This is a genomic window from Mucilaginibacter sp., from assembly GCF_025362475.1.
Classification (GTDB): domain Bacteria; phylum Bacteroidota; class Bacteroidia; order Sphingobacteriales; family Sphingobacteriaceae; genus Mucilaginibacter.
In genome coordinates this window covers 23,884-49,286 of record NZ_JANYGH010000026.1, presented here as the reverse complement: position 1 = coordinate 49,286, position 25,403 = coordinate 23,884, and the positions used below count along the sequence as shown (strand labels likewise).

Annotated in this window: 20 protein-coding genes; 2 read left to right on the top strand and 18 right to left on the bottom strand. The window is 36.0% G+C overall.

Annotation, left to right across the window (positions count from 1 at the left end):
• Positions 1-68 precede the first annotated feature (68 nt).
• The 18 genes from Q0R88_RS10285 to Q0R88_RS10200 form a co-directional block, all read right to left on the bottom strand.
• A complete protein-coding gene (locus Q0R88_RS10285) occupies positions 69-1,412 on the bottom strand; it encodes a sugar transferase (protein WP_295715781.1) in 1,344 nt (447 codons plus the stop codon).
• A 417-nt stretch (positions 1,413-1,829) separates the two neighbouring features.
• Entirely contained in the window at positions 1,830-2,822 is a 993-nt protein-coding gene (locus Q0R88_RS10280; RefSeq protein WP_295715741.1) for a glycosyltransferase, read from the bottom strand.
• Between the two features lie 4 nt (positions 2,823-2,826).
• The gene (locus Q0R88_RS10275; RefSeq protein ID WP_295715739.1) at positions 2,827-3,966 is read right to left on the bottom strand and encodes an NAD-dependent epimerase/dehydratase family protein; all 1,140 of its coding nucleotides are present in this window, start codon (positions 3,964-3,966) and stop codon (positions 2,827-2,829) included.
• 14 nt (positions 3,967-3,980) lie between these two features.
• A complete protein-coding gene (locus tag Q0R88_RS10270) occupies positions 3,981-4,502 on the bottom strand; it encodes an acyltransferase (protein WP_295715737.1) in 522 nt (173 codons plus the stop codon).
• Positions 4,503-4,553: 51 nt separating this feature from the next.
• The gene (locus tag Q0R88_RS10265; protein ID WP_295715735.1) at positions 4,554-5,663 is read right to left on the bottom strand and encodes a glycosyltransferase family 1 protein; all 1,110 of its coding nucleotides are present in this window, start codon (positions 5,661-5,663) and stop codon (positions 4,554-4,556) included.
• 56 nt (positions 5,664-5,719) lie between these two features.
• Positions 5,720-6,610: a glycosyltransferase family 2 protein gene (locus tag Q0R88_RS10260; RefSeq protein WP_295715733.1), complete on the bottom strand. Its 891-nt coding sequence runs from the start codon at positions 6,608-6,610 to the stop codon at positions 5,720-5,722.
• A 17-nt stretch (positions 6,611-6,627) separates the two neighbouring features.
• A complete protein-coding gene (locus Q0R88_RS10255) occupies positions 6,628-8,064 on the bottom strand; it encodes a hypothetical protein (RefSeq protein ID WP_295715731.1) in 1,437 nt (478 codons plus the stop codon).
• Positions 8,065-8,211: 147 nt separating this feature from the next.
• Positions 8,212-9,294 (bottom strand): acyltransferase, encoded by a 1,083-nt coding sequence (locus tag Q0R88_RS10250; RefSeq protein WP_295715729.1) that lies wholly within the window; start codon positions 9,292-9,294, stop codon positions 8,212-8,214.
• 55 nt (positions 9,295-9,349) lie between these two features.
• On the bottom strand, positions 9,350-9,730 hold the full coding sequence (locus Q0R88_RS10245; RefSeq protein WP_295715728.1) for a hypothetical protein: 381 nt from the start codon (positions 9,728-9,730) through the stop codon (positions 9,350-9,352).
• Between the two features lie 288 nt (positions 9,731-10,018).
• Complete coding sequence (locus tag Q0R88_RS10240; protein ID WP_295715726.1) at positions 10,019-10,873, bottom strand: glycosyltransferase; 855 nt, start codon at positions 10,871-10,873, stop codon at positions 10,019-10,021.
• Complete coding sequence (locus tag Q0R88_RS10235) at positions 10,870-12,117, bottom strand: O-antigen translocase (protein WP_295715724.1); 1,248 nt, start codon at positions 12,115-12,117, stop codon at positions 10,870-10,872. The genes Q0R88_RS10240 and Q0R88_RS10235 overlap by 4 nt, the downstream gene beginning before the upstream one ends.
• 37 nt (positions 12,118-12,154) lie before the next feature.
• Positions 12,155-13,252, bottom strand: coding sequence for a DegT/DnrJ/EryC1/StrS family aminotransferase (locus Q0R88_RS10230; RefSeq protein WP_295715722.1), 1,098 nt, complete (start codon positions 13,250-13,252; stop codon positions 12,155-12,157).
• Positions 13,252-13,803: an acyltransferase gene (locus Q0R88_RS10225; protein WP_295715720.1), complete on the bottom strand. Its 552-nt coding sequence runs from the start codon at positions 13,801-13,803 to the stop codon at positions 13,252-13,254. Before Q0R88_RS10225 ends, Q0R88_RS10230 begins: the two co-directional genes overlap by 1 nt.
• Positions 13,796-14,209: an FdtA/QdtA family cupin domain-containing protein gene (locus Q0R88_RS10220; protein ID WP_295715718.1), complete on the bottom strand. Its 414-nt coding sequence runs from the start codon at positions 14,207-14,209 to the stop codon at positions 13,796-13,798. The genes Q0R88_RS10225 and Q0R88_RS10220 overlap by 8 nt, the downstream gene beginning before the upstream one ends.
• On the bottom strand, positions 14,206-14,610 hold the full coding sequence (locus Q0R88_RS10215) for an FdtA/QdtA family cupin domain-containing protein (protein WP_295715716.1): 405 nt from the start codon (positions 14,608-14,610) through the stop codon (positions 14,206-14,208). The genes Q0R88_RS10220 and Q0R88_RS10215 overlap by 4 nt, the downstream gene beginning before the upstream one ends.
• 52 nt (positions 14,611-14,662) lie before the next feature.
• Positions 14,663-15,745: a lipopolysaccharide biosynthesis protein gene (locus tag Q0R88_RS10210; RefSeq protein ID WP_295715714.1), complete on the bottom strand. Its 1,083-nt coding sequence runs from the start codon at positions 15,743-15,745 to the stop codon at positions 14,663-14,665.
• A gap of 36 nt (positions 15,746-15,781) precedes the next feature.
• Positions 15,782-18,262, bottom strand: coding sequence for an SLBB domain-containing protein (locus tag Q0R88_RS10205; RefSeq protein ID WP_295715711.1), 2,481 nt, complete (start codon positions 18,260-18,262; stop codon positions 15,782-15,784).
• A gap of 170 nt (positions 18,263-18,432) precedes the next feature.
• Positions 18,433-20,055, bottom strand: a complete 1,623-nt coding sequence (locus Q0R88_RS10200; protein WP_295715709.1) for a capsule assembly Wzi family protein — start codon at positions 20,053-20,055, stop codon at positions 18,433-18,435.
• 497 nt (positions 20,056-20,552) lie between these two features.
• Between Q0R88_RS10200 and Q0R88_RS10195 the strand changes: the two genes are divergently transcribed.
• Positions 20,553-23,678 carry a TonB-dependent receptor gene (locus Q0R88_RS10195; RefSeq protein ID WP_295715707.1) on the top strand — a complete coding sequence of 1,042 codons (3,126 nt, stop codon included), beginning with the start codon at positions 20,553-20,555 and terminating at the stop codon, positions 23,676-23,678.
• A gap of 12 nt (positions 23,679-23,690) precedes the next feature.
• Entirely contained in the window at positions 23,691-25,343 is a 1,653-nt protein-coding gene (locus Q0R88_RS10190) for a RagB/SusD family nutrient uptake outer membrane protein (RefSeq protein WP_295715705.1), read from the top strand.
• Positions 25,344-25,403 lie beyond the last annotated feature (60 nt).

Below are 25,403 nucleotides of genomic sequence, written 5' to 3'. Positions count from 1 at the left end.
AAAAGGCGTAAAATAAAAATGGGCCACTAATTGATTAAAAAAGTAGCCCACATAAAATATGTTTAGTGTTATTTGCCCTTAAGCTGTACCATTACCTTTAAAGTTTTTAAAATAATGCCTACATCATTATTGAATGACATATTTCTTAGATAGATTAAATCATAACGAACCCGGTGACGCATTTGATCAATATTTTCTGCATAGCCATAATTCACTTGCCCGTATGAAGTAAGTCCCGGTTTAAGGCGTAATAACTTTTTGTAATTGGGCGATTTTAATATAAGTTGTTCTATAAAAAACTGGCGTTCGGGTCTTGGGCCAACTACAGACATATCGCCTTTTAAAACATTCCAAAACTGAGGCAGTTCATCCAACCTTGATCTGCGCAAAACCCTTCCCCATTTAGTAATACGCGGATCATTATCAGTAGATAATTGCGGACCTAATAACTCCGAATTTATAAACATGCTCCTGAATTTATAAATTTTAAATGGCCGGCGATCTTTGCCAATTCTTTCCTGGCAGAAAAACGCGGGCCCCTTTGAAGTTAACTTAGTAATTATAATTAATAGCAAAAAAAGCGGGAGGCCAATTATCATAACCAGCAAAGAAAACAGGATATCAAAACTTCGTTTTAAAAATACAACCTTTAAACTTAGTTCTGGATTATATGAAAGCTGTATTACAGGAAGATTTTCATAGTTAACAATTTTGGCAAAATTATTATCCAGTACAAGGTCAGAAACCAATTTAATCTTAATAGAGTTTTGATCTCCGAGATCCACCATCTTTTTTAACAAGGATTGATCCAGGTATTTGTAGCATACAAACACTTCATCAGGGTTTTTATCCAACATTTTCTCAAGCAGTAACTCATCAGACATCTCTTGAACCATTTCTTCAGAAATCAGATCAACAAAATAATAGCCATATTCCGGATGTTTTGAGAAAGACTTTATTAGCCTATTGGCGATAGATTGATTACCTACAAGAAGTACATGCCGCCTGTTGTAGCCTTTTTTCCTGATATAGTCCAGTATATAAAATATCAATGAACGTTCTACGATTATAAGCGCAAAAAATAAGATGTATGTAACACTCATTTCCCATCGACTAACCTCATATAACTTGAAAAAATAGATAACTCCAAGTACCATAACCAAATGGTAAATAAGAGAGGACAGAAACTTACTGATATTTTCACTCAATACAAGAGGCCTGTTAATGACATAGTTTTTTGTTACTGAAGCTATAGAAACCCAGGCCAAATTAACTAATAGGATAAAATTTACAGATTGTATTTCGGCAGAATAGTAATTAAAAATCACTAAATGGGCTACTTGAAGCGCGATATTTAATATTATTAAATCGCTTACAAAAGTAACGAGCGGTAGAAATCGAGAGTAGCGCATTTTCATGGATAAGGGTTTGCAAATGTAAGTATTTCCTATTTAGAATATGAATTAAAACAGAAATAAATAACAACATGATACCAATACGAACAATAAGTTCTAAACGCTACAATCAAAAATTAATTATTTTATTTTTTTTATTAAATATGGCAAGCTATATCCAATTTATCCTCAATATAAATAAGCCGCTCTCTTTTGAACCGGGCTGTAGAAAATACAGATGCATGCGTAACAATTTCGTTATAATTAAATAGCATATAATTTACTTCAGACTAGTCAAAGGCTATGAATTACCCCACATAACAGCTATCTTAAACATAGTTTTTACCGCGTGGAAATATTCATAAAATGGCTTTAATGTATATAAGTTATATAACCAAATTAAACTTTGATATCTATTTACGGGCATTATTACGATTATTGATTTATGAACTCCTTTACCCAATTGTTTATATAAAACTCATTAAGTTCATTAAAAATTGGTTCCATTTTAGCATCTAACTTATCAATCCGCTCTTTAATCCCAATTATTTCCGTATCGTTCAAATCATCCAAAACCATAATATATGCAGGATCATAAAAGGCAGCTTCTTTTATATGAGTATTAGTGGTAATGAGTGTAGCCCCCGCTGCTAACACCTCAAAGGTTCGCATGGTTAAGCCGGTTTGTCCTGAACGTTGTATATCCAGAACGCTTTTTGATGACTTGAAAATTTCGGCCACTTGTTGCCTGGAAAGTTTTTCGAAGCTAACCTCATGCCACTTTACATTGGCATGTTTTCCTTTTATTATTTTTTCGAGCAAAAAAAACCATTTAGCAGGAGAATAAAAAAAGGCAAAAGTTTTATCGATATTATTGAATAAGTGTTTAATTGTTTTATACCTGCTGGAATGCAGCGTCCCGACGAAAGAAATTGAATATTTTTTATCCTGTTTATTTAAGTTGTTAATGAATTCACCGGTGTAAAACAGGTGTTTTAATTTAAATACCGGATTAAGTTTTACATCTTCAAAATCAAAGCTGTAGCAACTGTCAAAATGCTTTAAAATGTACAGGGAATTGGCATTGTTATTATTAAATGAATCGTAAGTATAATAAATGAGTTTAGATTGAGGGTTTAATTTTTTAAACTCAACAATAAACCATACCGGTACTACTTCGCCCTTTATCAGAAAAAAATAAGCATATTGCTTTTGCTGTATCTTAGTGAGGATATTTTTATAATATTTATTTATAGCACTATTGAGTAAGCTTTTTTTTACCCTAAAAATGGCTTTTAAAAACGAATTATTTGATGTTCTTTCATCAAAAAAATCAACATCATAGCCGTTTTCAATAAGGGCATTGGTAATAGAAATTTCATATCCAAAAAATGCCGGGGCAATAAATAAAATAGATTTCCTGCTCATACGGTTATTTGAATAATCCTTTTTCTCTCATCTCCTGGATAGATTTTAAATATTTATCTTCCTGAATATGCTGTGTATTTACCCACTGTGCAAATTTACTGATACCTTCTTCAAAGCTCACCTTAGGTTTAAAACCAAGCGTCGCCGATATTTTACTAATATCAGCATAATTATGCCTGATATCGCCCAACCGGTAGTTCCCTGAAATTTGGTAAGGCACTTCTTTTCTATAATTGGAAAACAACTCCTTTACTACGGTAATTACATCAGTTGGGGTACCTGTGCCTACGTTAAATACCGCGTTATTTGCGGCATCCTGCTCAATTCCTAAAATGGTGGCATCTACTACATCATCAATGAACACAAAATCGCGCGTTTCTTTTCCATCTTCAAAAATATTAATCTCTTTACCATTTTTTATCAAGGTAGAAAAAATAGACAAAATACCCGTATAAGGATTAGAAAGTGACTGCCCTGGTCCGTAAACGTTTTGATAGCGGAATGCTACAGGCGCAATACCAATGGTTGGGCAAACAGTCATGATCATTTGCTCCTGGTTTTGTTTGGTAATACCATACACGGAGGATGGATGTATTTTTGAGCCTTCGTCGGTTGCAACTAATTTTAAAGCAGCACTACTGCCTGGGTATTTAACTTCAAAATCACCGGCGCGCATAAATTCATCAGTACGATGGCCGGGATAAACAAATCCGAGCTCGCCGCTTTCATATTTCCCTTCGCCATAAATTGACCTTGACGATGCTATCACTACTTTGCTCACAGCGTGTTTAGTGTTGGCCAATATATCAAGCAATAAGGCTGTCCCCCCAATATTAACATCGGTGTAATGTGCTATCTGATACATGGACTGGCCCGTTCCAGTCTCGGCTGCGAGATGCACAATGATGTCCTGATTTTCCACTGCCTTTAACAAATCGGCACGAGATGTTACTGTTCCTTCAATAAAGTTTACTTTGTGCTGTATAGATTGAAATAACGGAGAAGAATTTTGTGGATCATTCCCATGTATTTGTTTTGAGAGATTATCTAAAATAGTTATACTATGTCCATTTTCAATTAGTTTCAAAGCTAAATTTGAGCCTATAAATCCAGCTCCGCCAGTTATCAGTATGCGTTTTTTCATTTATATATATTTCTCTAGTTAAAAATCCCGTTTGAATGTGTTTTTTGCCACTGTTGACTTTTTTCATTGTAGCGCTTTATAATTCGCGCCGGGGCCCCAACAATAACACAGTAGTCGGGAAACACCCCACGAACAACTGAGTTTGATCCAATTATGCATTGTTTCCCCAAAATTGTTCCCGCCTGGATTACAGCTCCATATCCAATAAAGCAATTTTCACCAATGCTTGTGGTTTTTACAATATATTTTTGTTTTAAAATATGTAACCCTATCTGCTGGTAATCATGATCTAAATTGGTTATAAATACATTTCCGGAAATTGTGGTACCTTTTCCTATGTTTATTGGCTCATTCGCACTAATTAAATGCAAATTTTGTCCGATTGATATATCGTCTTCAATTACAATCTGGCCATTATCATGTGTCTCTAATCTTGAACCAGGAAATATCCGGACTTTATTACCAATAATAATTCGGCGCCCTCCCAATATAAACAGCGGGCGGCCTACATATGATAATAAGCCAATCTTTTTCACCTTTAATCTTACAAAAAGGGTTGTTAGTAGCCATTTTATTTTATAAATCATTTATTCTGAAAACCTCCGATTATAAATCTCCTTATAAAAACTGTATGTTTCTTTAAAACATTTTTCCCAGTTAAATTTTACACTTTGCTTTAATCCCCTGTTTATCATGGATAGGCGAACTTCATTTTGTCTTAATAAATTAATTTTTTCTACAATTGCATCTGCCGAAATTTCGGTGATCATCATTATAGCATCGCCCCCAACTTCAGGCACGGAAGAAAGATTATTGGAAATTACCGGGCAACCAGCTCTCATAGCTTCTACCACGGGAAATCCAAATCCTTCATAAACTGACGGGTAGATCAATGCAAAAGCGTAATTGTATAAAGTATTGAGTTCTGTATTGTTTAATCCATCCAATTTAATAAACCTTCCCGCAAGATTCGAATTTAAATAAATGAGCTCCTCTGCTGATAATTCTCCCCCTCCTACTATAACCAAGTTTAAATCTGCGACTTTTTCAACAGCTTCAGCCACTATATCGAATTTCTTATACCCCTCTCTTTTTCCAATAAACAAAATAAAAGGTTCGTTTACATTCAAAACATCTTTTAAAATATTGTTACTTGTTTTTTCAATCGGGAAAAAGTGTTCACTGACACCATGATAAATTACTTTTACTTTATTTTCAGGTATTTGAGGGTAGTAAAACATCAAATCCTTCTTAGTATTTTCTGAAATACAAATAATGCCATCAGCATTTCTAATTCCAATACCTGTTAGGGATATATGCACTAATTTGCGGGGAAATTTTGAAGCTAACCCTTTTTTATGGGTAAAATCATGAACGGTAAAAATATTTACAACATCTTTTTGAAGACATGTACGATAATAACTTGCATGATACAGAGATTTAGCCGGCAAACGTACTGTTAAAGGCAAGTATCTGGTAAGAAATGAGGGTAAAAGATCCTCTAATATATAATTCGTATCATACGATTTGGTTTGATTTTCAAAAAGCGCAGATTGCCTTTGCTCCTTATTTTGAATAATTATATTAACATTATTAAGTTTTACAAAATATTTTTGAAGCTCATTCCAGTATGTTGACGCCCCTCCAAACTTTTGAATATTAAAAACTATATTATCTAAAAAAATCTGTAAACTCATTTATCCAGTCTAATAAATCTGATATGCTTTTTTAATTATTTGATAATCTTATTATGCTATTGGCCAATTTTAATGGAAAATCCGTCTTTGATTCCTTTTAGCAATGTTTTTTTCTCATCCTTTTTGTAAATCAAATACTTGATGAGCCTTGTTATTATGGTGTGGCTTAGCGCAATTTGCCGTACTAAAAATGGATAGTTTTTCCTTACAAAGTAAACTCTGTTTCTGTTTAGGTAATAAATAGAAAACAATGATTCGCCACCTCCGGTACTAAACGAAACCTTATGAAAAACCTCCAGCTTTGGCAGATAACATACTTTGAAACCTTTGTGAATGGCCCTTGCAAGGTAATCGGTATCATCATAATAAACAAAATAGTTCTCGTCCATAAGGCCAACCACCTCAAAAACTTTTCTGCTGATTAACATAAAACAAGTAGGCGCATAGTCAAAATGTTTAATAACGTTAAACTCGTCGCTGTCGTCTTTATTGTAACCTACATGGCTTGCATAACCTTTATATCTATGAATTTCGCCCCCGGCAAGCCATATTTTTCTTGTACCAAAGTAAAATATCTTGGGAATTACGAGGTTCTCGCTATTGGCAATAGCATAATTTATCATCTCATCTAACAAAAATGGCTGATGAAAATCGATATCGTTATTTAGCAAAAGGATAAAATCTGAGTTATCATTAAATGCAAGCTTTATTCCCTGGTTATTCCCTTTTGCAACACCATTATTTGAAGCGTTTTTAACATGGGTATAGCGGGTTAAAGGATATTTAATTAGTAAAATTTCAATTAAATCATCTGTTTCGACCGAAGGAGAGTTATCAATAAGATATAAGTGGTGGTTTTTAAATGATTGCAAGGATAAGCTCTTAAAAAAATCTTCAAGTACATCATCACTTTTATATAAAACCGTTACTAAACCTATTTTTACCATATCTAAATTCTTTAAATTTATTTGTTGCAATTAATCAATTGAGTATTTGAATCCATTTTGGATTTATTGTAATAACTGCTACCCATGTAAAATGCATATAGGAGAATAATATACAACTCTATGCCGCTAAAGAATAAAAACACGATCAAAAATGCATAATACTTATTTTCAAAAGGCGTAATTATGGTTGAATCAAACTTTTTTGTGAAATAGTGCAACCATATCAAAAAAATAACCAATCCAAATTCACACGTAAAATAAAACCAGCGTATATCCAAATTATATGTTAATGAGCCATCCTTCACTCGCTCATTATCAAATATGTAATACTTGGCTGGCACAAAGCCCCCATTTTTTAATCCATATCCAGACAAATAGAGTAATGGTTTAGTAGCAAAAAAAAGAGCTATCGGTAAATCAGAATCTTTTTGCAGCGGTATTCCTAAAAAGTTCATATTGGCCTCTCCATCATCGGCATCTGTATCGTACCGGTCAACAGCTCTTGATAGCACCAGGTTGACTACATAATTATCACTATGCGTGGCATAAAAATCCAAAAATACTACTTTAAGCAACGAAATAGAATAAAAAAACATAACAATCATCATTATTCCCAGTGCAACGTTAGCTCTGATATTTTTGATTTTTTTGACAATAAAAAATATAATACCACTAAGCAATACACCAACCATAAAGGTTTGTGACGCGGTTAATAATCCTACTATTAAAACCAGGATTAATGATGCGATTTTATTTTCTTTTAAGAATAATGGTATCGATACCACCAAAAAGGCAGCCAGAAATTTAGGTTCAATAAAAAAAGCCGAAACGCGCGCATTTGCGGCATCTTGCCCACCAGCTACATAAGCCAGGTAATTAGATCGCATTCCAAATACTCTCAATATAGTTTCATCCTTAATTATAGATGATAATACGAGCTGAAACAAGCCAATGTAACAAGAGTAAATCGCTACTTTTCTAATAATTGAAAAAAAGTAATGGATATCATGTATTTTGCTTTCGCGATAAATTCTTGTTCCCAAAAAAACTATAGGTAAAAAGTATTTAACATAAAAAAATACCCCATCATACAAAACACGCCCCACTGAAGGGTTGTTTCCATCAAAAACATCATAACCTAATGTTAAAAGTACTGATATTGTTATGGAGGACAATACCGGCAAAAACAGAATAATCAATAGTGAAAGTTTCATTTTCAACTTACTTCTGAAAAGAGCCGTTCCCTCGGAGATAAAAAAATATGTTGAAATAAAAAACAGTGGAGTAGCGGTAATGCTTATAAAGGGTATATAAAATGTTGAACAGGCGGTACCATATAAAATAAATTCAATTGCATTTATTTTTTCAAAATAATATAACCCAAACAATAAAATTGTCAAAGCAATACATTCAATAGATATTAATATATCAGTTATTATGGAAGTAGAATCCATGCTTAAATTATCAATTCTTATTTATACATTATAAATGCAACTCCGCGCGTTATCAGTATTTGCTTCTTCATTATGAAATATCTCTATACAACGCTGCCTGAAAGCCTCAATTAATTACCTATATGGTCGCACTCTGAAATTTGAACCTCAAAATTCTTTTGATAATACTTTCTCTTCAGCTAACAATTTTTTATCTCTATTATTCTTTATTGATTCGCTCAGCTTTTTACCAAATCTTATAAAAGGTTTTTCAACAAAATGATAAGTAACCAGTGATATTGATATAGTTAGCCCAATCCTGGTAAAGGTGAATACTAATGCATTAGATGATTCTGGAATTAAAGTCAAAATAATTCCCTGAACAAGATATATGGAGTAGCTCATTACACCAAAAAACACAAAAACTTTAGGGAAGTTAAATTTTTGGCATCGTATTACTACTGCAAAGAATACCAGGTAAGCTCCGATTATTGCAGTAGTAACAGGTAAAAAACTTCTGGCTCCTAATAACTCTGGCTTATCATGACCATATAGATTTATAAAGGTATTACTCAGTAATACCGCTGCAGCCAAAATAATCATTATTATAAAGGTTGAAAACGATATTTCATTATTGACAAGTCTGTAAAAAAGTGTTCCCATAAACATGGTGCTCAGGTAAAAAATTAATCCCCAGCCATTACTTGCCAAATGAAAATATCCAATAGCTATTACCCCGGCTACAAACGAGATTCCTAAAAAAACAGAAGCAATAAAAACGCTTTTTTTTATAAATCCTAAAGCAAAAATAATAGAAACAACAAAATAGAAAAACAATTCAAGACATAGGGTCCAGTATAATCCCAATATATTGGGTTGCCCCAAAAAAAGCTGGAACATAAATAAATTAGTAATAATTGTTTTTAGACTCGGAAAACTAACTTTATACAATCCAAAATGAATACCTAACAGTACTGTTATAATACTGACTATATAAAGTGGATATAAACGGAATATTCTGCTTACCCAGAATGTTTTAAGTGATGCTCCTTTCTCTAATGAAACGGGTATGATAAACCCACTTGTTAAAAAAAATAAAATTACCCCAAAAAGCCCCAATTGGAAGTAGTGTGTTGTAAAGTGTATAAATGCAGGAAACAATCTTTCAAACACATGCTCTCCTAAAACTGAAAATGCAGCAATAAAACGTAAAAAATCTAAAAATGCAAGTCTGTTTTTCTTAATATCCATTCTAACTTTAATTATTAATTATACATTCGTGAAGTTTAAATTGGCAAACTCAAAACTATTTGTCTCCTTTAACCCCAACTTTTTCCCACTTACCTGTCCCCCAATTATACAGTTTTATAATTCTTGCAGGGGTGCCCGCTATAACGCAGTAATCGGGAAATACTCCACTAACCACAGAATTAGCCCCAACTATGTTGTGTTTGCCTAAAACCGTACCTGGCAATATAACTGCATTATTATAAACCTTACAGGATTCCCCGATGATTACCTCATTAACTTGTAACACCTGTTTTTCTGGCGGCAAGCTTATATCGGCATAAGGATGATTAATATCAGTTATGGTAACATTAGCCGCAATAGCGGTATTTGCGCCTATAGTAATTTTGTTAGCGCAGGTTAAATGGAGATTTTGCTCAATACTAATGTTGTCATTCAAGGTAATTAAAGGTTCATAATTAACGCCTGCATAGCTAAAAACGCCTTCTAATCTGCAGTTATCCCTTACTAAGATATTATTTTTAAAAATTACACATTGGGGAGTGAGCAACAAAGGCCTGATAATACGATTATTAGAACCACAATTTTTTAAAAAAAATTTATACCATATGATAGTCTTTAATTTATAATACAGTGATCGTAATCGTAACAGTTTGGTATATATATCCATTATAGTTTAATAAGGCGAATAAAACAGTTAATCTATGAAGAAACGGCTTAACTGAGTCTAATTGTTGGTTAATGTTCTTTTTACTCTTAGTTTTAAAATAATCAACATTACTCTTATAAGCTTTTTTACTCCAAGAAATTTTAAATATAATGTAGGGTACCAACTTATATTTCTATATATAGACGTTTTAATTGCACAGGTAAGTCGGATATTTTGGTTGATTGAAATATTTCCACCGGACGTATTACTTGAATGCATTCTATATAACGACACCACTTTATCATAAAATAAAATGGCTTTTATAGAAGCAGCTCTCTGATAAAAAAACCAGTCTTCTGCAAAAAGGTCTTCAGGATAGAGACCAATTTTATTATAAATAGTTTTATTAATTAATGAAATTGGACCAACCGTTGAAGGATTGGTTATCATTTCTTTCAAAATTCCAATGTCCGTTTTAAACTTCAGTTTATCTCCTTTATTAATGGCCATTGAACTTTGTCCGGTAATATTACTATTTTCATCAATTACTAAAGCATCACTAACCAATACAAGTTTGCCATGTTTTTCATTTTCTTCTAAAATAGATACTCTTTGTTCTATAGTGTTGCCATACAGAGCATCGTCACTGGCAAGGGGCAACACATACTTGCCTTTAGCCAATTCTAACAATTCATTAAGTGTTGCGCAAAGACCTTTATTGCTCCGGTTTTTATATTTTATTGATAGATGATTTGCATAATGTTGGCTCACCCAGTGGTTTATTAGATTATTTGAATTATCGGTAGAGCCATCATTAATTACAACAATTTCTTTATTGGGATAGGTGTCATCAAGAATACTGTTTAAGGCCTCAACAACATATTTTTCGTGATTATAACAGGGAATGATAATAGATACTAAAGGATACTTCATTTGAACAATAATTTTCTGAAAAGCACAATCATAATTATTAAATAAGCAAAATAATTAATTGCAAATGCTATGGTAATACCATTTAGCTTAAACAAATGTATACAAACATATCCTAACAAAACATAGCTTATACTAAATACAACTTCTGTTATAATAAATGCTTTGGTCATCGCTTTAGCTAACATTAAATAAGCTAATACCCAGGCTGCCATTTTAAAAAAATCGCCTATTAATTGAAAAGCAAAGAGTTCGCCCATGGTTTCAAACTCTTTAGTATATAAGATATGAATTATGAAAAAACGTAACCAATAAATAAGCAAACAGCTAACAAAAACGCCAGGAAGAATGATCTTATATCCCTGATATATTTCTTTACGCAGATCATCATCATGGTGTAATGAAGATAGTTTAGGTAAATAATATGTACTTAAAGAGGTAGTAACCAATAACAGGTAACCGTCAGAAACGCGCATCATGCCTTGCCAATAACCGGCATCATTGATCCCTAATTTACTAATTACCATATTACGCAGGATGATCTGTGAAACAGGCACAGTTAAGGCCGAAACTATTGCCATTAAACTAAATCTTGATAATTTGTGGGCTGTCTCTTTATCAAAAGGCTGGTTGAAATATGATCTTGCAAACCAGCTACTTTTTATAACCATTATTAAAGTAACAAAAAATACGATGGATTGAGCTAAAACCAAAGCGTAAAGCGCACCTGTTATTTTATAAAAATAAACTAATACAACTGTAAAAACTAAGCCAATAATACTGCCTACGGTATTGACTAAGGTGTACCTTTTTATTTCCTTTTTTCCATTTAAAATAGAAATCAGGAGTGAATTAAGAGCGTATAAAATAATGGTAATACCTAAAACTCTTAAAGGGTTGGTGTAAAGAGACGAATGAAATAGCCATTGTGAAATACAGGTTGCAATGCAGAGTAATATTAAGCCAAATACACTTGAACTATAAATACTAATTTTGAGTGAAGTGCTAAAAAGCTTTTTTAATTGCTGCTCATCCCCTTCAAATTCTGCAGTATATTTTATTACACCTGTATTAATTGCACCATTAGCAAATGTTAACGCAATAGTTATAAAGTTTGAAAACTGCCCAATTAGTGCTATGCCAGCAGGACCCGTAAATAAAGCCACCACTTTGCTCGCTACAAAGCTGGAAGCAATGCGGATAAAAGTAATTACAGCCGAAAAAAAAGAAGTCTTTATAAGTTTCAAGTGTTCAGATTAAATGATGGATTCTTTTAAAACTTCTTTAATATTCATTTAAGGTTTTTATAACGTGATCCACCTCTTCGGGTTTTAATACAGGGCTTAAAGGCAAACTTAAAACTTCGCGATGGATAGTTTCGCTTATACGATAGCTTAAATTATTCCACTCTTTATAAGCCTGTTGCTGGTGTGGCGGTATAGGATAATGTATAATAGTTTGAATGCCATTACTGGTAAGATATTGCTGTAAATGATCACGGTTATCCGTTCTTACAACAAATAAATGCCAGACATGAGCACTTTGCTCAGCTATTTTTGGTGAAATAATTTTAGAATTATTTATTTCCTGCAGGTAACGATTTGCAATTGCTCTTTTAGTTGCCGTTTCCTGATCAAGGGTTTTAAGCTTAACACCTAACAATGCAGCCTGCAACTCATCCAAACGGCTGTTAACACCTTTATACAGGTTTTCGTATTTTTTATGCGAACCATAATTTAATAATGCCCGTATGGAATCATTTAATACATCATCGTTGGTGGTAATAGCCCCTCCATCTCCTAAGGCACCTAAGTTTTTACCAGGGTAAAAGCTAAAACCAGTGGCATCACCAAAATTCCCGGCTCGTTTGCCGTTACTTGTTGCGCCGTGAGCCTGTGCACTATCTTCAATTACTTTTAACTGATGCTTTTGAGCAATAGCATTTATTGCCTGCATATCACAGAGTTGGCCGTATAAATGAACAGGCAAAATGGCTTTTGTTTTTGCTGTGATCTGACGTTCAATTAAAGCTGGATCAATATTGTAAGTATCGATATTGGGCTCAACCAGCACAGGAATTAAATTATTAGCGGATATGGCCAAAATACTGGCTATATAGGTATTAGCGGGTACAATAATTTCATCGCCGTCCTGAAATATCCCCAACTCTTTATATGCCCTGATAATTAAAATTAGTGCATCCAGCCCGTTGGCTACACCTATCGCGTGTTTAGTTCCGCAATAAGCTGCAAAATCGGTTTCGAATGCATTTAATTCATTACCCATTATATACCAGCCTGAATCTAAAACGCGCTCAAATGCCTTTGTTAATTCTTCCTTATGCCGCCTATTAATTTCTAATAGATCCAAAAACTTAATCATTATTTTCTAATTGGTTTATATTCATCTAAAATGTATTGAATATTAGTTTCCTTATCTAATAAATTCAAATCAAGAATTATGGCATCTTCGGTAATAAATCCTTTATGCCTGGCAGGGTTACCGTACCAAACTGTATAAGGGGGAACAGATTTAGTAACAACACTACCCGCTCCAATAAATGAAAACTCACCTACTTCAATACCGGCAACAATGGTTGCATTTGCCCCGATAGAAGCGCCTCTTTTTATAAGAGTTCGCTTAAATTCTTTAGGATAGACTTTTGAACGGGGTATCAGATCATTTGTAAAAGTGGCATTAGGTCCAATAAATACATTATCTTCAACACTTATACCATCCCAGATTTGAACACCAGATTTTATGGTAATATTATTGCCGAGAATGACATCGTTTTCAATAAAGCAATTGCAATTAATGTTACAGTTTGAACCTATTATTGCACCTTCAAGAATAACGCAAAATTGCCAAACAAAAGTATTTTCCCCTATCTTATCTGTTTTTACATCTGATAAGGAATGAATGTTATTATCCATACGTATATTCTAAAAAATCTTGATAATCTCTTATATAATCTTTCTCATCATATTTATTTGATGCCAAAACCAGAAGCACGGCTCCAGATGAAAAATTGACCAGATCGCGCCAAATTCCAGGTGTTATATATAATCCAAAATTAGGTCTGTTAAGTGTAATTGTTTTTTTTATATGTCCATCATCAATCACCACATCAAAACTCCCGCTGGCCGCTATAATTAGTTGCTTTAATCCATAATGGGCATGCCCACCTCGTATTTCTCCGCCAGGCACATCATATAAGTAATAAACTCTTTGAATATCAAATGGTATTTCTAATGCGCCATTGATAGATGTAATATTACCAGCCCTATTATGAATTTTTTTAAATTCAATTACATTACAATTGTATACTGAAGCTCTCATGATTTATTTTGCTTAAATACACTATAATCTCTGATATAATCATCTTCTTGATAAAATGTTGATGCAGCAATAAAAGCTAATGAATTAGTTGAAAAATTTTCCATATGCCTCCAAATTCCTTTTGGAATATATAATCCATAGTATGACCTGTTTAATGAGTACCTTTTAGTTTCTTTTCCATCATCTAATACCACATCAAAACTCCCTGATAAAGCAATGATAAACTCTTTATTTTCTTTATAGGCGTGCCCACCCCGTTCTTCACCACCCGGCACATCATATATCCAATAAACGCGTTGAATTTTAAACGGAATATGGTTATTTTCTTCCAAAAACGAAAGGTTTCCTCTTTCGTCTAAAATTTTAGGAAGGTTTATAAGCTTTATTTGATTATTATCCATGACTCTTTTATACCTGTTATACCTAAATTAATGATACGGTATAACTTAAAAATTAGTTAAGCTGGCGTTTGAAAGCTCTTCCTATTACTAAAACTATGATAGCTAACAAACCCGCAATAATTATTCCCGATACTACCCCTTTTACCTTACCTACTTTATTAACCGTTAATGGTAACACCGGCTTATCAATGACTTGTATGAGTGGCATCTCCTGCCTTAACGAAATTTTTGAAATCTCTAAATTCTTCACAATTTCACTATATATTGCTGTGCTTGCTTGTACATCAATTTGTTTTTTTTGTGATGGAACCCTAAGAGATAGTAGTGAAGGATTTGCATTAGGGGAAGCGTCGATGGCCGATGCAACTCCACTTATTGAAGAATTTAAGACTATCTTAACGCTATCTGCTTGTTTCTGCAAAATAGAAACATCCTGATACGCTTTTTTGGTTTTAGTTTGAATATAAAAGTTGTTGACATTTTCAACTAACTTATTTGTAAATTCTTTGGCAAACAATTCATCATTTGCAACTACTTCTACCTTGATAATATTTAGTTTTTTATCCGGCTTACTTACGTTCAAAACCTTTTTATTGAAAATATCAACCAAATCTGTTATAATACTATCCTGTCTCCGATTAAACTTTTCAGCATCGCCCTTAAAAGATATACTATCAATATTGTCTTTGTTCTTCCACCTCTCACGTAATTTATTGTTATGAATATATCTTTCAATAAGCGTTTGATTTTTGTTATTTATAATTACTTCAGTTAAAAGTGTTTTTTTTATCATTGTTCTGGATTTATATAATTCCAGTATGTTGTCGCCTTCAAATATTCCGCCTCCACCTCCACTACCCAGATTTATTCCGGCCAGACTTGCCAGGCCAGCATATTGCCCAAGCCCACTTCCTTTTCCTGATTCTTCTAAAACAAATGTGCAAACAGCCGTATAAGTATTTTTTTTATAAATTGAATAGCAAAATCCGACAATACCCCCTATCGCAGAAATAGTAAATATTAATAACCATTTACTTTTAACATATTTTATTGCCGATATAGTCTTAGTAACTATAAACTTTACAGATACTTCATCCGAATTTCCACCAATATTTTCCTGATCCTCTATATTCATAAATTTAGTCTTCTAATGGCCGAGTGAATCTTTTATCTATTTATTCAAACTTAAAATCCCCAGAATAATAGCACCCAAAGAAGCTAAACCTGTAGTAAACCCTAAAATGGTTTGAGCTGTGTTACCCTTGCTTTCAGATTTTTTAGGAACATATATTTCGCTTCCGGGTTTAACCGAAGGATGGCTGTTAAAAAACAAGAACTTCCGGGTACCTTTAACCGTTCCGTTTGGATATACTACATACGCGCCTCTTCTTAGTGCGTCAGGGCCATATCCACCAGCGTTGTATACAAAGTCATTAAACGATTTTGAACTTTCGTAAACTACGGCACTTGGATAAAGTACCTGCCCGTTAACCCGAACTATCTGTTGCTGTTTTGGGACTCTTAAAACATCGCCATCCTCTATAAGAAGATCAATTTTTGAACCAGGTGATTTTAATATACTGTTAAGATCAATACCTACATAATTGTTGCGCTGTTGCGCATCACCTGTATTGGTTGAATCTTTATAGGTTCTTTTAAGCCTTTCAAATTTAGCTGTTCTTTCAAGCGCAAGGGCTACAGTATCAGCCTTGTTTTTATCAACTCCTAATATGGCAATGTTTTCTCTTTTTAAAGAGCCTCCTTCAACATCGGCCGATGCGGTAAGACCTCCGGCACGGGCTACAAGGTCTGATATTTTTTCATTCTTGTTTTTTATAGTATAAGATCCGGGATATAGAACTTCGCCTTCTACTTTTACTGTTTTTTGTTTTTCATATCCGGGTAAGCTATATATCGAAACAATATCAAACGGGTTCAATATAAAATTTGCTTCAGCCGGTTTTAAAGGGCCATCTATATTAACACTAAATACCTGGGCAACGGAACTGCTTTTGGATGATGGATCTGCATCTGAAATTCTCCTGGCTACCTCAATACGTTTTGTACTCGCCCCTTCTGCAAAACCGCCGGCCTTTAGTATCAGATCCTCCACCTTCATGTTTTCTGAGAAAGCAAACTTTCCGGGTTTCCTTACGCTGCCATTAATTGTAACTATATATTTATCACGTAAATCAAAAATCGACGATATATTAATAATGTCTTCGCGCTGCAACGGGATGCTCACTGTTTTATTCATTACATCCTTTACACTAAAACCTACCATTTCGGTGCTATTATCTGGCTTTAGGCGGGTAATAGTACCCCTATCTGTAAAAGCATCCTCTTTTAACCCAGCGGCTTTTTCTATTAACTGGTATAAAGTCAATCCGTTTTGCAGCTCATAATCCCCAGGTTTAAAGACGGCTCCATTAATTACAACCCTGTTTTGAAACCTATTGATAACAGATTCAATGGTATACTTATCCCCCCTTAAAGGAATATAATTCTTGTAATCGACTTCTAAAACATCGGTAATTTTTCTTTGCTGATCACTTATCTGTGAAACTTTTATGCGTGCAGTATAAGCGCTATCTGTAAATCCACCGGCATAGCTTAATATATTTTCAAGGCTCTCACCAGGTAAAACCTCAAATAATGCCGGTATTTTAATCTGCCCTGCAAGCTCAATCCTTGTTCTGTAGGTAGGTACGCGTACAATATCCTGATCCTGTAATGAGATATTATTTTTTTGATCGCCTTTTACCAGGAAATCATAAACATCCAGGTGCCTTATTATCCGGTTATTCCTGATGATTTCAATTTGCCTTAAACTACCATTATCATTTGGGCCGCCGGCCGTATATAACGCGTTAAAAACTGTAGCAAGCGATGGCAACGTATAGGTTCCCGGTTTTACAACCTGGCCAATAATGATAACCTGTATGCTGCGTATATTGCCAAGTGTTACCTGCACACTTGTACCACGCCCAATGGCATAGTTATTTGCAGCAAGCTTATTTTTTATGAGTGAGGTGGCTTGTTCAATGGTTTTACCCCCAACGTTTAAAATGCCTATTCCCGGAATGTTAATGTTACCTTCTGGTGAAACATCCAGTTTCCAGTTTACTAATGAACTGCCATACACATTTATATTAAGCTGATCATTAGGGCCTAATATATAGTTTAACGGCGTGGCCAGCTTCAGGTTAGGTTCAAATGAGCTGTTCTTGTTTTTAAAAATGTCTGCACCAAAAATTTTAGGTTTTAGGTTTTCAAAAATATCTTTTCGGGTATATGACGTATCCACGCTGTCTGGCTTATAATTAAGCCGCCTGCCTGTTGTGGTATATGCAGTATCAGCACGACCAGATGATTGGCCTCCGTTTTTACTACGCAGATCTTTTATACGGGTTTGTAATTTTTGAACCTGGGCGCTTGACATTCCCCTGCTTTGGGCTTGTTGTAATAATTCGGCATCACTTAATCCTGCGTTTTGCGCCTGCTGAATCAATTGGGCTATTTGCTGATCAGAAAGATCATCAACATTAATAGAAGAAATATTTTGAAGAGCAGTTTGAGCCGAGACTGTTTTAATTGCGCCACAAATAATAATGAGGACAATCAAAAGTACCCGAAAGTTAAGTTTATTCATAAGTAAAAAAGCCATTAGGGCATAAAAAATAACACTCCAATAAATGATATTATTTTTTGCAAAAGTAAGTCAAATAATTATTTATTAAGAACTATGTAAGTTCTTTTAGTTTGAGGTTAATTTATGATGCATATAAAAAGTTAATGCTTCTATAATAAAAGCCATGATAATTAATTAAAATAATAAGTGAGATTGAGCCTTGCATGTAAATTAAAGCTTGCGCCGTTTCTATACTCGTAATTTAAGGAGTAAACAGGGGTAACTTCTGCAGAGAGCAGGTAGTTTTTCAATCTTATATTCGTGTAAAAGGTGCCTGAAAGATCAACCCAATGCAAATTATATATACCGGTACCGGCAAAGGCACTGTAATAAAGATCATTGTTATGTAACTGCCTTTCAAGGGTTATGCCATAGGAGTTTAAATTTTTCAGGTAACTAAAGTCAAGTATAAGGCTGTAACTTCCCGGACCAATTCCGGCTCCTATATATCTGCCATCATTGGTATAACCATCCCTCGGATTGGTAAGGTGTTCATACCAGGTAGGCTCATCCCTTAATAAATACGTTGGTGCTCTTTGCAATTGAGTTATTTCGGTTTTAATTTGTAAAAAATCATTCTTACCAAGGTCAAACAGTTTTCTGCCACCAAGAGTGTAAGCCGTTGAGTGTTCGGGCTCCTGTAAAAAATCATTAAAGCCGCTTGATCTGTCATTCCTGGCCCATTCAAAATAAATCTCTGATTTATAGAAGGGTAAAAGTTGCCTTACATTAAATGCATATGCAAAATCCTGTCCGTCGCCATGTGTAGCATTTGAAATATCATTTGCTTTTAAAGATGAGCCGGTGATTACCGGAAATGTTTTACGGATAATATTTCTTTGGCGATAGGTAGAATCCTTATCAAGATAATCATAGCTTGTAAAACCAAGATATAATCCCTTTAACCATTTGGGCTGCCAGTTAACAGTTAATGCCGATATATACCTGGTAACTTTAGGTTTAGGATTATAGAGGCCGGTGCCGTAAATTAATTTACTTACATCATCAGGTGCGTATCCTGATTGCTTTAAGTTGCCGCCTATTAATTGCCATTCAAACGAGCCGATGATTGTTTTAACCGGTTTTGCAGAATTAAATGTCCAGTGTAAAAAGCCGGGCGCGGAGTTACTCATCATAATGGAATTTTTTATGCCTGGCCCCCACCAAAGATTTTCGGTCGAAACTCCTGCTTCAATGCTATTGTAATTCAAGGTGATTTTTGATTGCCCGGGATACAAATGAGTTATTGATTTATTTCCGAACCTTTCAGGAGCATCTATCCCGTTTATAGTACTAAAATAAGCAGCCATCAATGCCGGTGAGTTATTATTAGCCTGTAAATCGGCAAAAGTATTAAATGCCTTATTTTGAGCATACACCAATTCTGGTTTCAGTTGAATTTTTAATATTCCCGCTGTTATTAAAAAACCACCGCTGATGAGGCTTTGATAACCTTTATTAGGATATAACGAAGCATTATTATATCCATAGGGCCTATTTACATTATACTCATTTAACCAATTAAAGGGAAGTACTTGCACTCCGGACGGCCCCCCCATAAACTTAAACTTTAAATATTGTTTACTTGCCACCAGGTTCTGTAAAGAAGAGTCTGGCCCATTCTTATTCCATTCACGACTAACAGGACGAATGGTAAAGGAAATTGGATTATCGGTTTCACCTAAAATTTGGTCTCTCCTTGCAATATCTTCAAGGTAATTACCAACCGGAATAGTTTGAGAATAACTCTTCATACTTATAGTAGTAAAGAGTAAGAGGCAAATTACAAGATATTTTTTTTTCACGGATAAGACTATAGGATTTAAGAATATTAAAAATTGTATTTGTTTACGTCAAAGTATATCTGGCTATTAATTAAAATAAAACTCGCCTTATTATTTACTTAAAGAGCACAAAAAAGTAGATGCCCTAATCTACTTTCACAGCAAAATAGCTGTTTTTTTTCCTTACATGCGTCGGATATATGACATAATAACAAATATATAATATTTACTTCATGTAATAATTACACTTAGGTACAAACCCTATACGAACGGCCTATCTAATTCGCTACAACTTTTTAATAATATAATTCAGGCAGATATTAATCGCCTTCTTTTCCTATTGAGTACAACCTCCAAACACCTTTTTTCAAATAATTAAAAAAAACATTTGGAGGTAACAATTTTGTCATTACCTTTATTAAAGAATAGAACAGAACAGAATAACCAATTCAAACCAAAAAATCATTATGAAAAAAAAAGTACCACCTAAAAAACTGGGCATGTATTTACTATGCTTTATTTTGCTGCTGTGTTATCAGCAGGGTTTTTCCCAACAAAAAAGAAGCATCTCGGGCCATGTAACCGATGAACACGGCCAGACCCTTCCCGGAGTAAGTATTTTGCTTGATGGAACCGCTCAAGGCACAAGTACAGATGCGAACGGATTTTACAAGATCAGCGTTCCCGAAACCAACGTAAAACTTTCCTTTTCCTTTATCGGATATTTGAAAAAAATAGTCGTGGTTACTAAAGACTGGAATGGTGATGTAACCATGGCCCCGGATAAAGCCTCGGGAAACCTTGGCGAAGTAGTGGTGATTGGTTACGGTACCCGGAAAAAAGCCAACCTCACGGGAGCCGTAAGTACTATTAAAGGTACCGAACTGGAAAAATCGCCCGTTGCTAACGTATCCAATACGCTTGCAGGCGCTGTACCGGGCCTTATCGTTAACACCCGGAGCGGCGAACCCGGAGCCGATGATGCCAGTATCCTTGTGAGGGGAAAGGGAACCCTCGGAAACACCAGCCCACTGGTTGTAATTGATGGAATTCCCGATCGTGGTTTTAATCGCTTAGATCCGGCGGATATTGAGTCTTTCACCGTTTTAAAGGACGCCACCGGATCTATTTATGGCGCCAGGGCGGCTAATGGTGTAATTTTGATAACCACCAAAAGGGGAACAACAGGTAAAACCACCTTATCATTTACTTCCAATTTTTCTATGACGCAGCCTACCCGCGTTCCAAAAATGCTGAGTTCATGGCAGTTTGCGCAATCTGCAAATGAATATGACGACCTGGTTGGTCAGCAGCATGAATATACAGCTGATGATATTCAAAAATACAAAGACGGTACCGATCCGCTTGGCCACCCTAATACCAATTGGTGGAATGCGGTTATGAGAAACTGGGCAACGCAAACCAATAACGTGCTTACCTTAAGGGGCGGCTCGGATAAGGTGAAATACTACATCTCGGGTCAGCACCTGTTTCAAAACAGCATGTATAATAGCGGAGCAGACTATTATAAAAACGACAATGCCCGGGCCAATATTGACATTACAGCTACCGACAACTTTAAAATTGGCGTGGATGTGATGTACCGTGATGAATTTAAAAATGGTGAAGCTCCTGGCTATGATGCCAATGGGATATTTAATCAGCTTTGGGCAGCCTATCCATATTTGGTTCCGGTTTATCCCAATGGTAAAGTAGGTGTTGGCATAGGTGGAGGCCCGCAAAACAGCATGGTTTATGTATTAAATGGCGGTTTAGGCTATACCCACAACAATTATGATTTTTTACAAACCAAAACATCGTTTAACTGGGCATTACCGAAAATCACACCAGGGCTGCACCTGGATGGTTACTTTGCGTATGATGTAAACTCCAACCAGTATAAAGGATTCAATGCATTGCCCCCACCTGCTTATAGTTATAATAAAACAACAGGCAATTATGATGAGGTAACTTCTACCATTCCGCCTAATTTATCGATAACTAATAGTCAAACCGTAAGCAGGCTGATCAATATTAAATTAGGTTACGAGCGCAAATTCCAGAAACATGGTATTGAAGCATTTGTAGCCTACGAGCAGCAGCAGCAAACTTATACCGAGCTGGATGCTTACAGAACCGGTTTCCTGAGTAATAACGTAACCGAATTATTCGCAGGTAGTACTGTTGGCGAAACCAATAATTCTATTACTACACAGTTTGCCCGTCAAAACTTTATCAGCCGGTTATCATATAATTATGACGACAGGTACCTGCTGGATTATAACATGCGCTATGACGGTTCTCCCAACTTTCCGGCAGGCAAACGCTTTGGCTTCTTCCCGTCCGTATCTGCAGCATGGCGAATTTCGCAGGAAGGCTTCTTTCATTCGTCAGTTATTGACGACCTGAAACTGAGGGGATCATGGGGAAAAACAGGTAATGACGCGGTTAATGCCTTCCAGTATATCCAAACCTATGGCCTTCAGGCCGGGCAAATCTCACAGTATTTAGGAGCCGGATACTACTTTGGGCCAAATGCTACGCAGGTGCCAGGCTTCTCTTTGGGTCCTGCCCCTAACTCCAATATCACCTGGGAAGTGGCTACAACTACCAACCTGGGGCTTGATGCGCAATTGTTTAAAGCATTTTCGGTTAGTGTAGATGTATTCCGCTCTTCACGTAACAACATTTTGGTAAAACCAAGCGCGGCTGTACCTGATTACGCTGGCCTTACCTTACCGGATGTGAATTTGGGTAAGGTTAATAATAAAGGCTTTGAAGTTGATTTGGGCTATAGTAAAACGGTTAGTAAGGATTTCTCCTTCAACGTTAACGGAAACATGACCTATGCGGTTAATAAAGTAATCTACGGTGCCGAGCCTCTGAATGTTCCGGGCTATCAGAAGGTGACCGGCTATTCTACAGATTCATATCTCTTGTACCAGGCAGATGGTATTTTTCAAAACACTGCTCAGTTGAATGCTTATCCTCACCAAAACGGCACAGGCGTGGGCGATATCAAATATAAGGATGTGAACGGCGATGGTGTGATCAATGATCTGGACAAGGTTAGGAATACCCTATCCAATACCCCACAGCTACTTTACGGGCTTACCTTAGGTGGCAAGTACAAAAACTTCGACTTTACCATATTTTTCCAGGGACAGGCAAAGGCCCAGGCCCTTTTAATGCCCAATGGTTTAAATATGGCCGAGCAGTTTTTTACAGGTCGCTGGCAAAAGGAGGGTGACAATACCTATCCCCGTACTTTTAATGGCCCAACCGAAAGAACCTTTGGCTCCAATGCATACCCCTCAACCTATTGGTTGCGCAGCGATGCCTTCCTTCGTTTAAAAAATGTGGAAATAGGCTATAGTTTTTCAAAGGAGCTGTTGAGCAGGATCAAAGTAAAGGCAGCGAGGATATTTGTGAGCGGGAACAACTTGTTTTCGATTGATAAATTCGGCCCCTCTTTTGATCCCGAAAGTGCTTCGAACATAAGTTCTTTATTAAACCCAGGCTCCTCCTTAAATTATGGCAGGACGTATCCGCAGCAACGGATCATCAATCTTGGCGTAAATGTTACATTTTAAATGATTTGTGTGATGAAAAAAATATATACAATCTTTAGTTTGACACTATTGTTTTTTACGGGGATATCCTGTAAAAAAGTGCTCGACCTGCAGCCCACGAGCTCCTTTTCAACCAACACTGTCTGGACTGATCCGGCTCTTATACAGGTATTTGTTAACCAGATCTATAAAGAATCGGTATTCGCTTTTAAAGATGGCGGCTTTGGATGGGGTTCGCAAACAGATGAGCTGTACAGCAACTTTAACTGGTGTCACGAAAATACCTATATCATGGGCCAGGCTACCCCCGATAACCAGGGTAGCTCTTTCCCTTTAAATTACAGTTCTACATTGAATTATTGGACAACCCTGTACAGTACCATCCAGAAAACAAACCAATTTTTTCAAAATGTGGTACAGGCAGATACCGTTGGCCATGGCGCGCAGCTCAATAATATGAAAGGTGAGGTTCATTTTTTAAGGGCACTATGTTATTTTGAGTTATTAAAGCGTTTCGGCGGGGTTCCGCTGATCACCAAAGTTTATACGGCTAATGATAACACCTTTAACGAATCAAGGGCCACATGGGACCAGACAAGGGATTTCATTCTAACCGAGATTAGCGCTGCCGCGGCGGCTTTACCCAAAACCTATACAAATAACAGCGATTATGGTAAAGCAACCCTGGGTGCTGCGCTTGCGCTCAAATCGCGCCTGTTGCTGTATGCCGCGAGTCCTACTTACAACACTACAAATGATGTAAGCCGGTGGCAGGCTGCTTCCGATGCGGCTAAGGCTGTTATCGACCTTGGCTTGTACTCCCTGCACGGAAACTCATCTACCTACAATACCATTTTTACCGACTTCTTTAACAGCGAAGTAATTTTCTCGCGGGTATTCAATGCTACCGTTCAGGAAGACAGGTACAACACGCTTTATCGTGACCTTAGTCCGAACGGATACAATGGATATAGCGCCTACAACGTGCTGGAGCAAATGGTTGAAGACTTTGACATGGCAGATGGAACCCCGTTCAGCTGGGCCAATAACGGCGCAAACCCTTACCAGAACCGGGATCCCCGTTTTTATGCAGATATCCTGTTTAACGGTTCACCTTTCCAGGGGCGTGGCGCGCAGTTTTATGAAGGAGGGCTAGACTCCAAAGGGAGCAGCTTATCTCCATGGAACGCTTCAAAAACAGGTTACACCATGAGAAAGATGGTTGACGAAAGCTATAATTTTAATATCCAGCCATACAGCGCCTGCCAATGGGTGTCATTCCGTTTGGCCGAGATATATTTAAATTATGCAGAGGCACAGCAGGCGCTTGGCAATAGCGGGCAAGCATTGCTTTACCTCAATAAGATTAGGGACAGAGCCGGGATGCCAGCAGTTACAGCAACAGGAACTGCTTTAACAGACGCGATACGCCATGAACGACGGATAGAGCTGTGTTTTGAAGGGCACCGCTATTTTGATATTCGCCGTTGGGGAATAGCCGAAATTGGCTCAAAAGATGGTTTGGGTATTACCATTACACCCACGTCATCCGCCAATACCGCGTTCACTTATAAGGTAATGACCATGCAAAAACGGACATGGGTACCTTCATTTTATTATTACCCAATTCCCCGTAAGGAGATCCAGATCAATCCTAACCTGAAACAAAATCCAAATTATAATTAAAACAAAAGGTGCATAAAAAAAGGCAGCTACCTTGCTGCCTTTTTTTTCTTACTTTGGCTA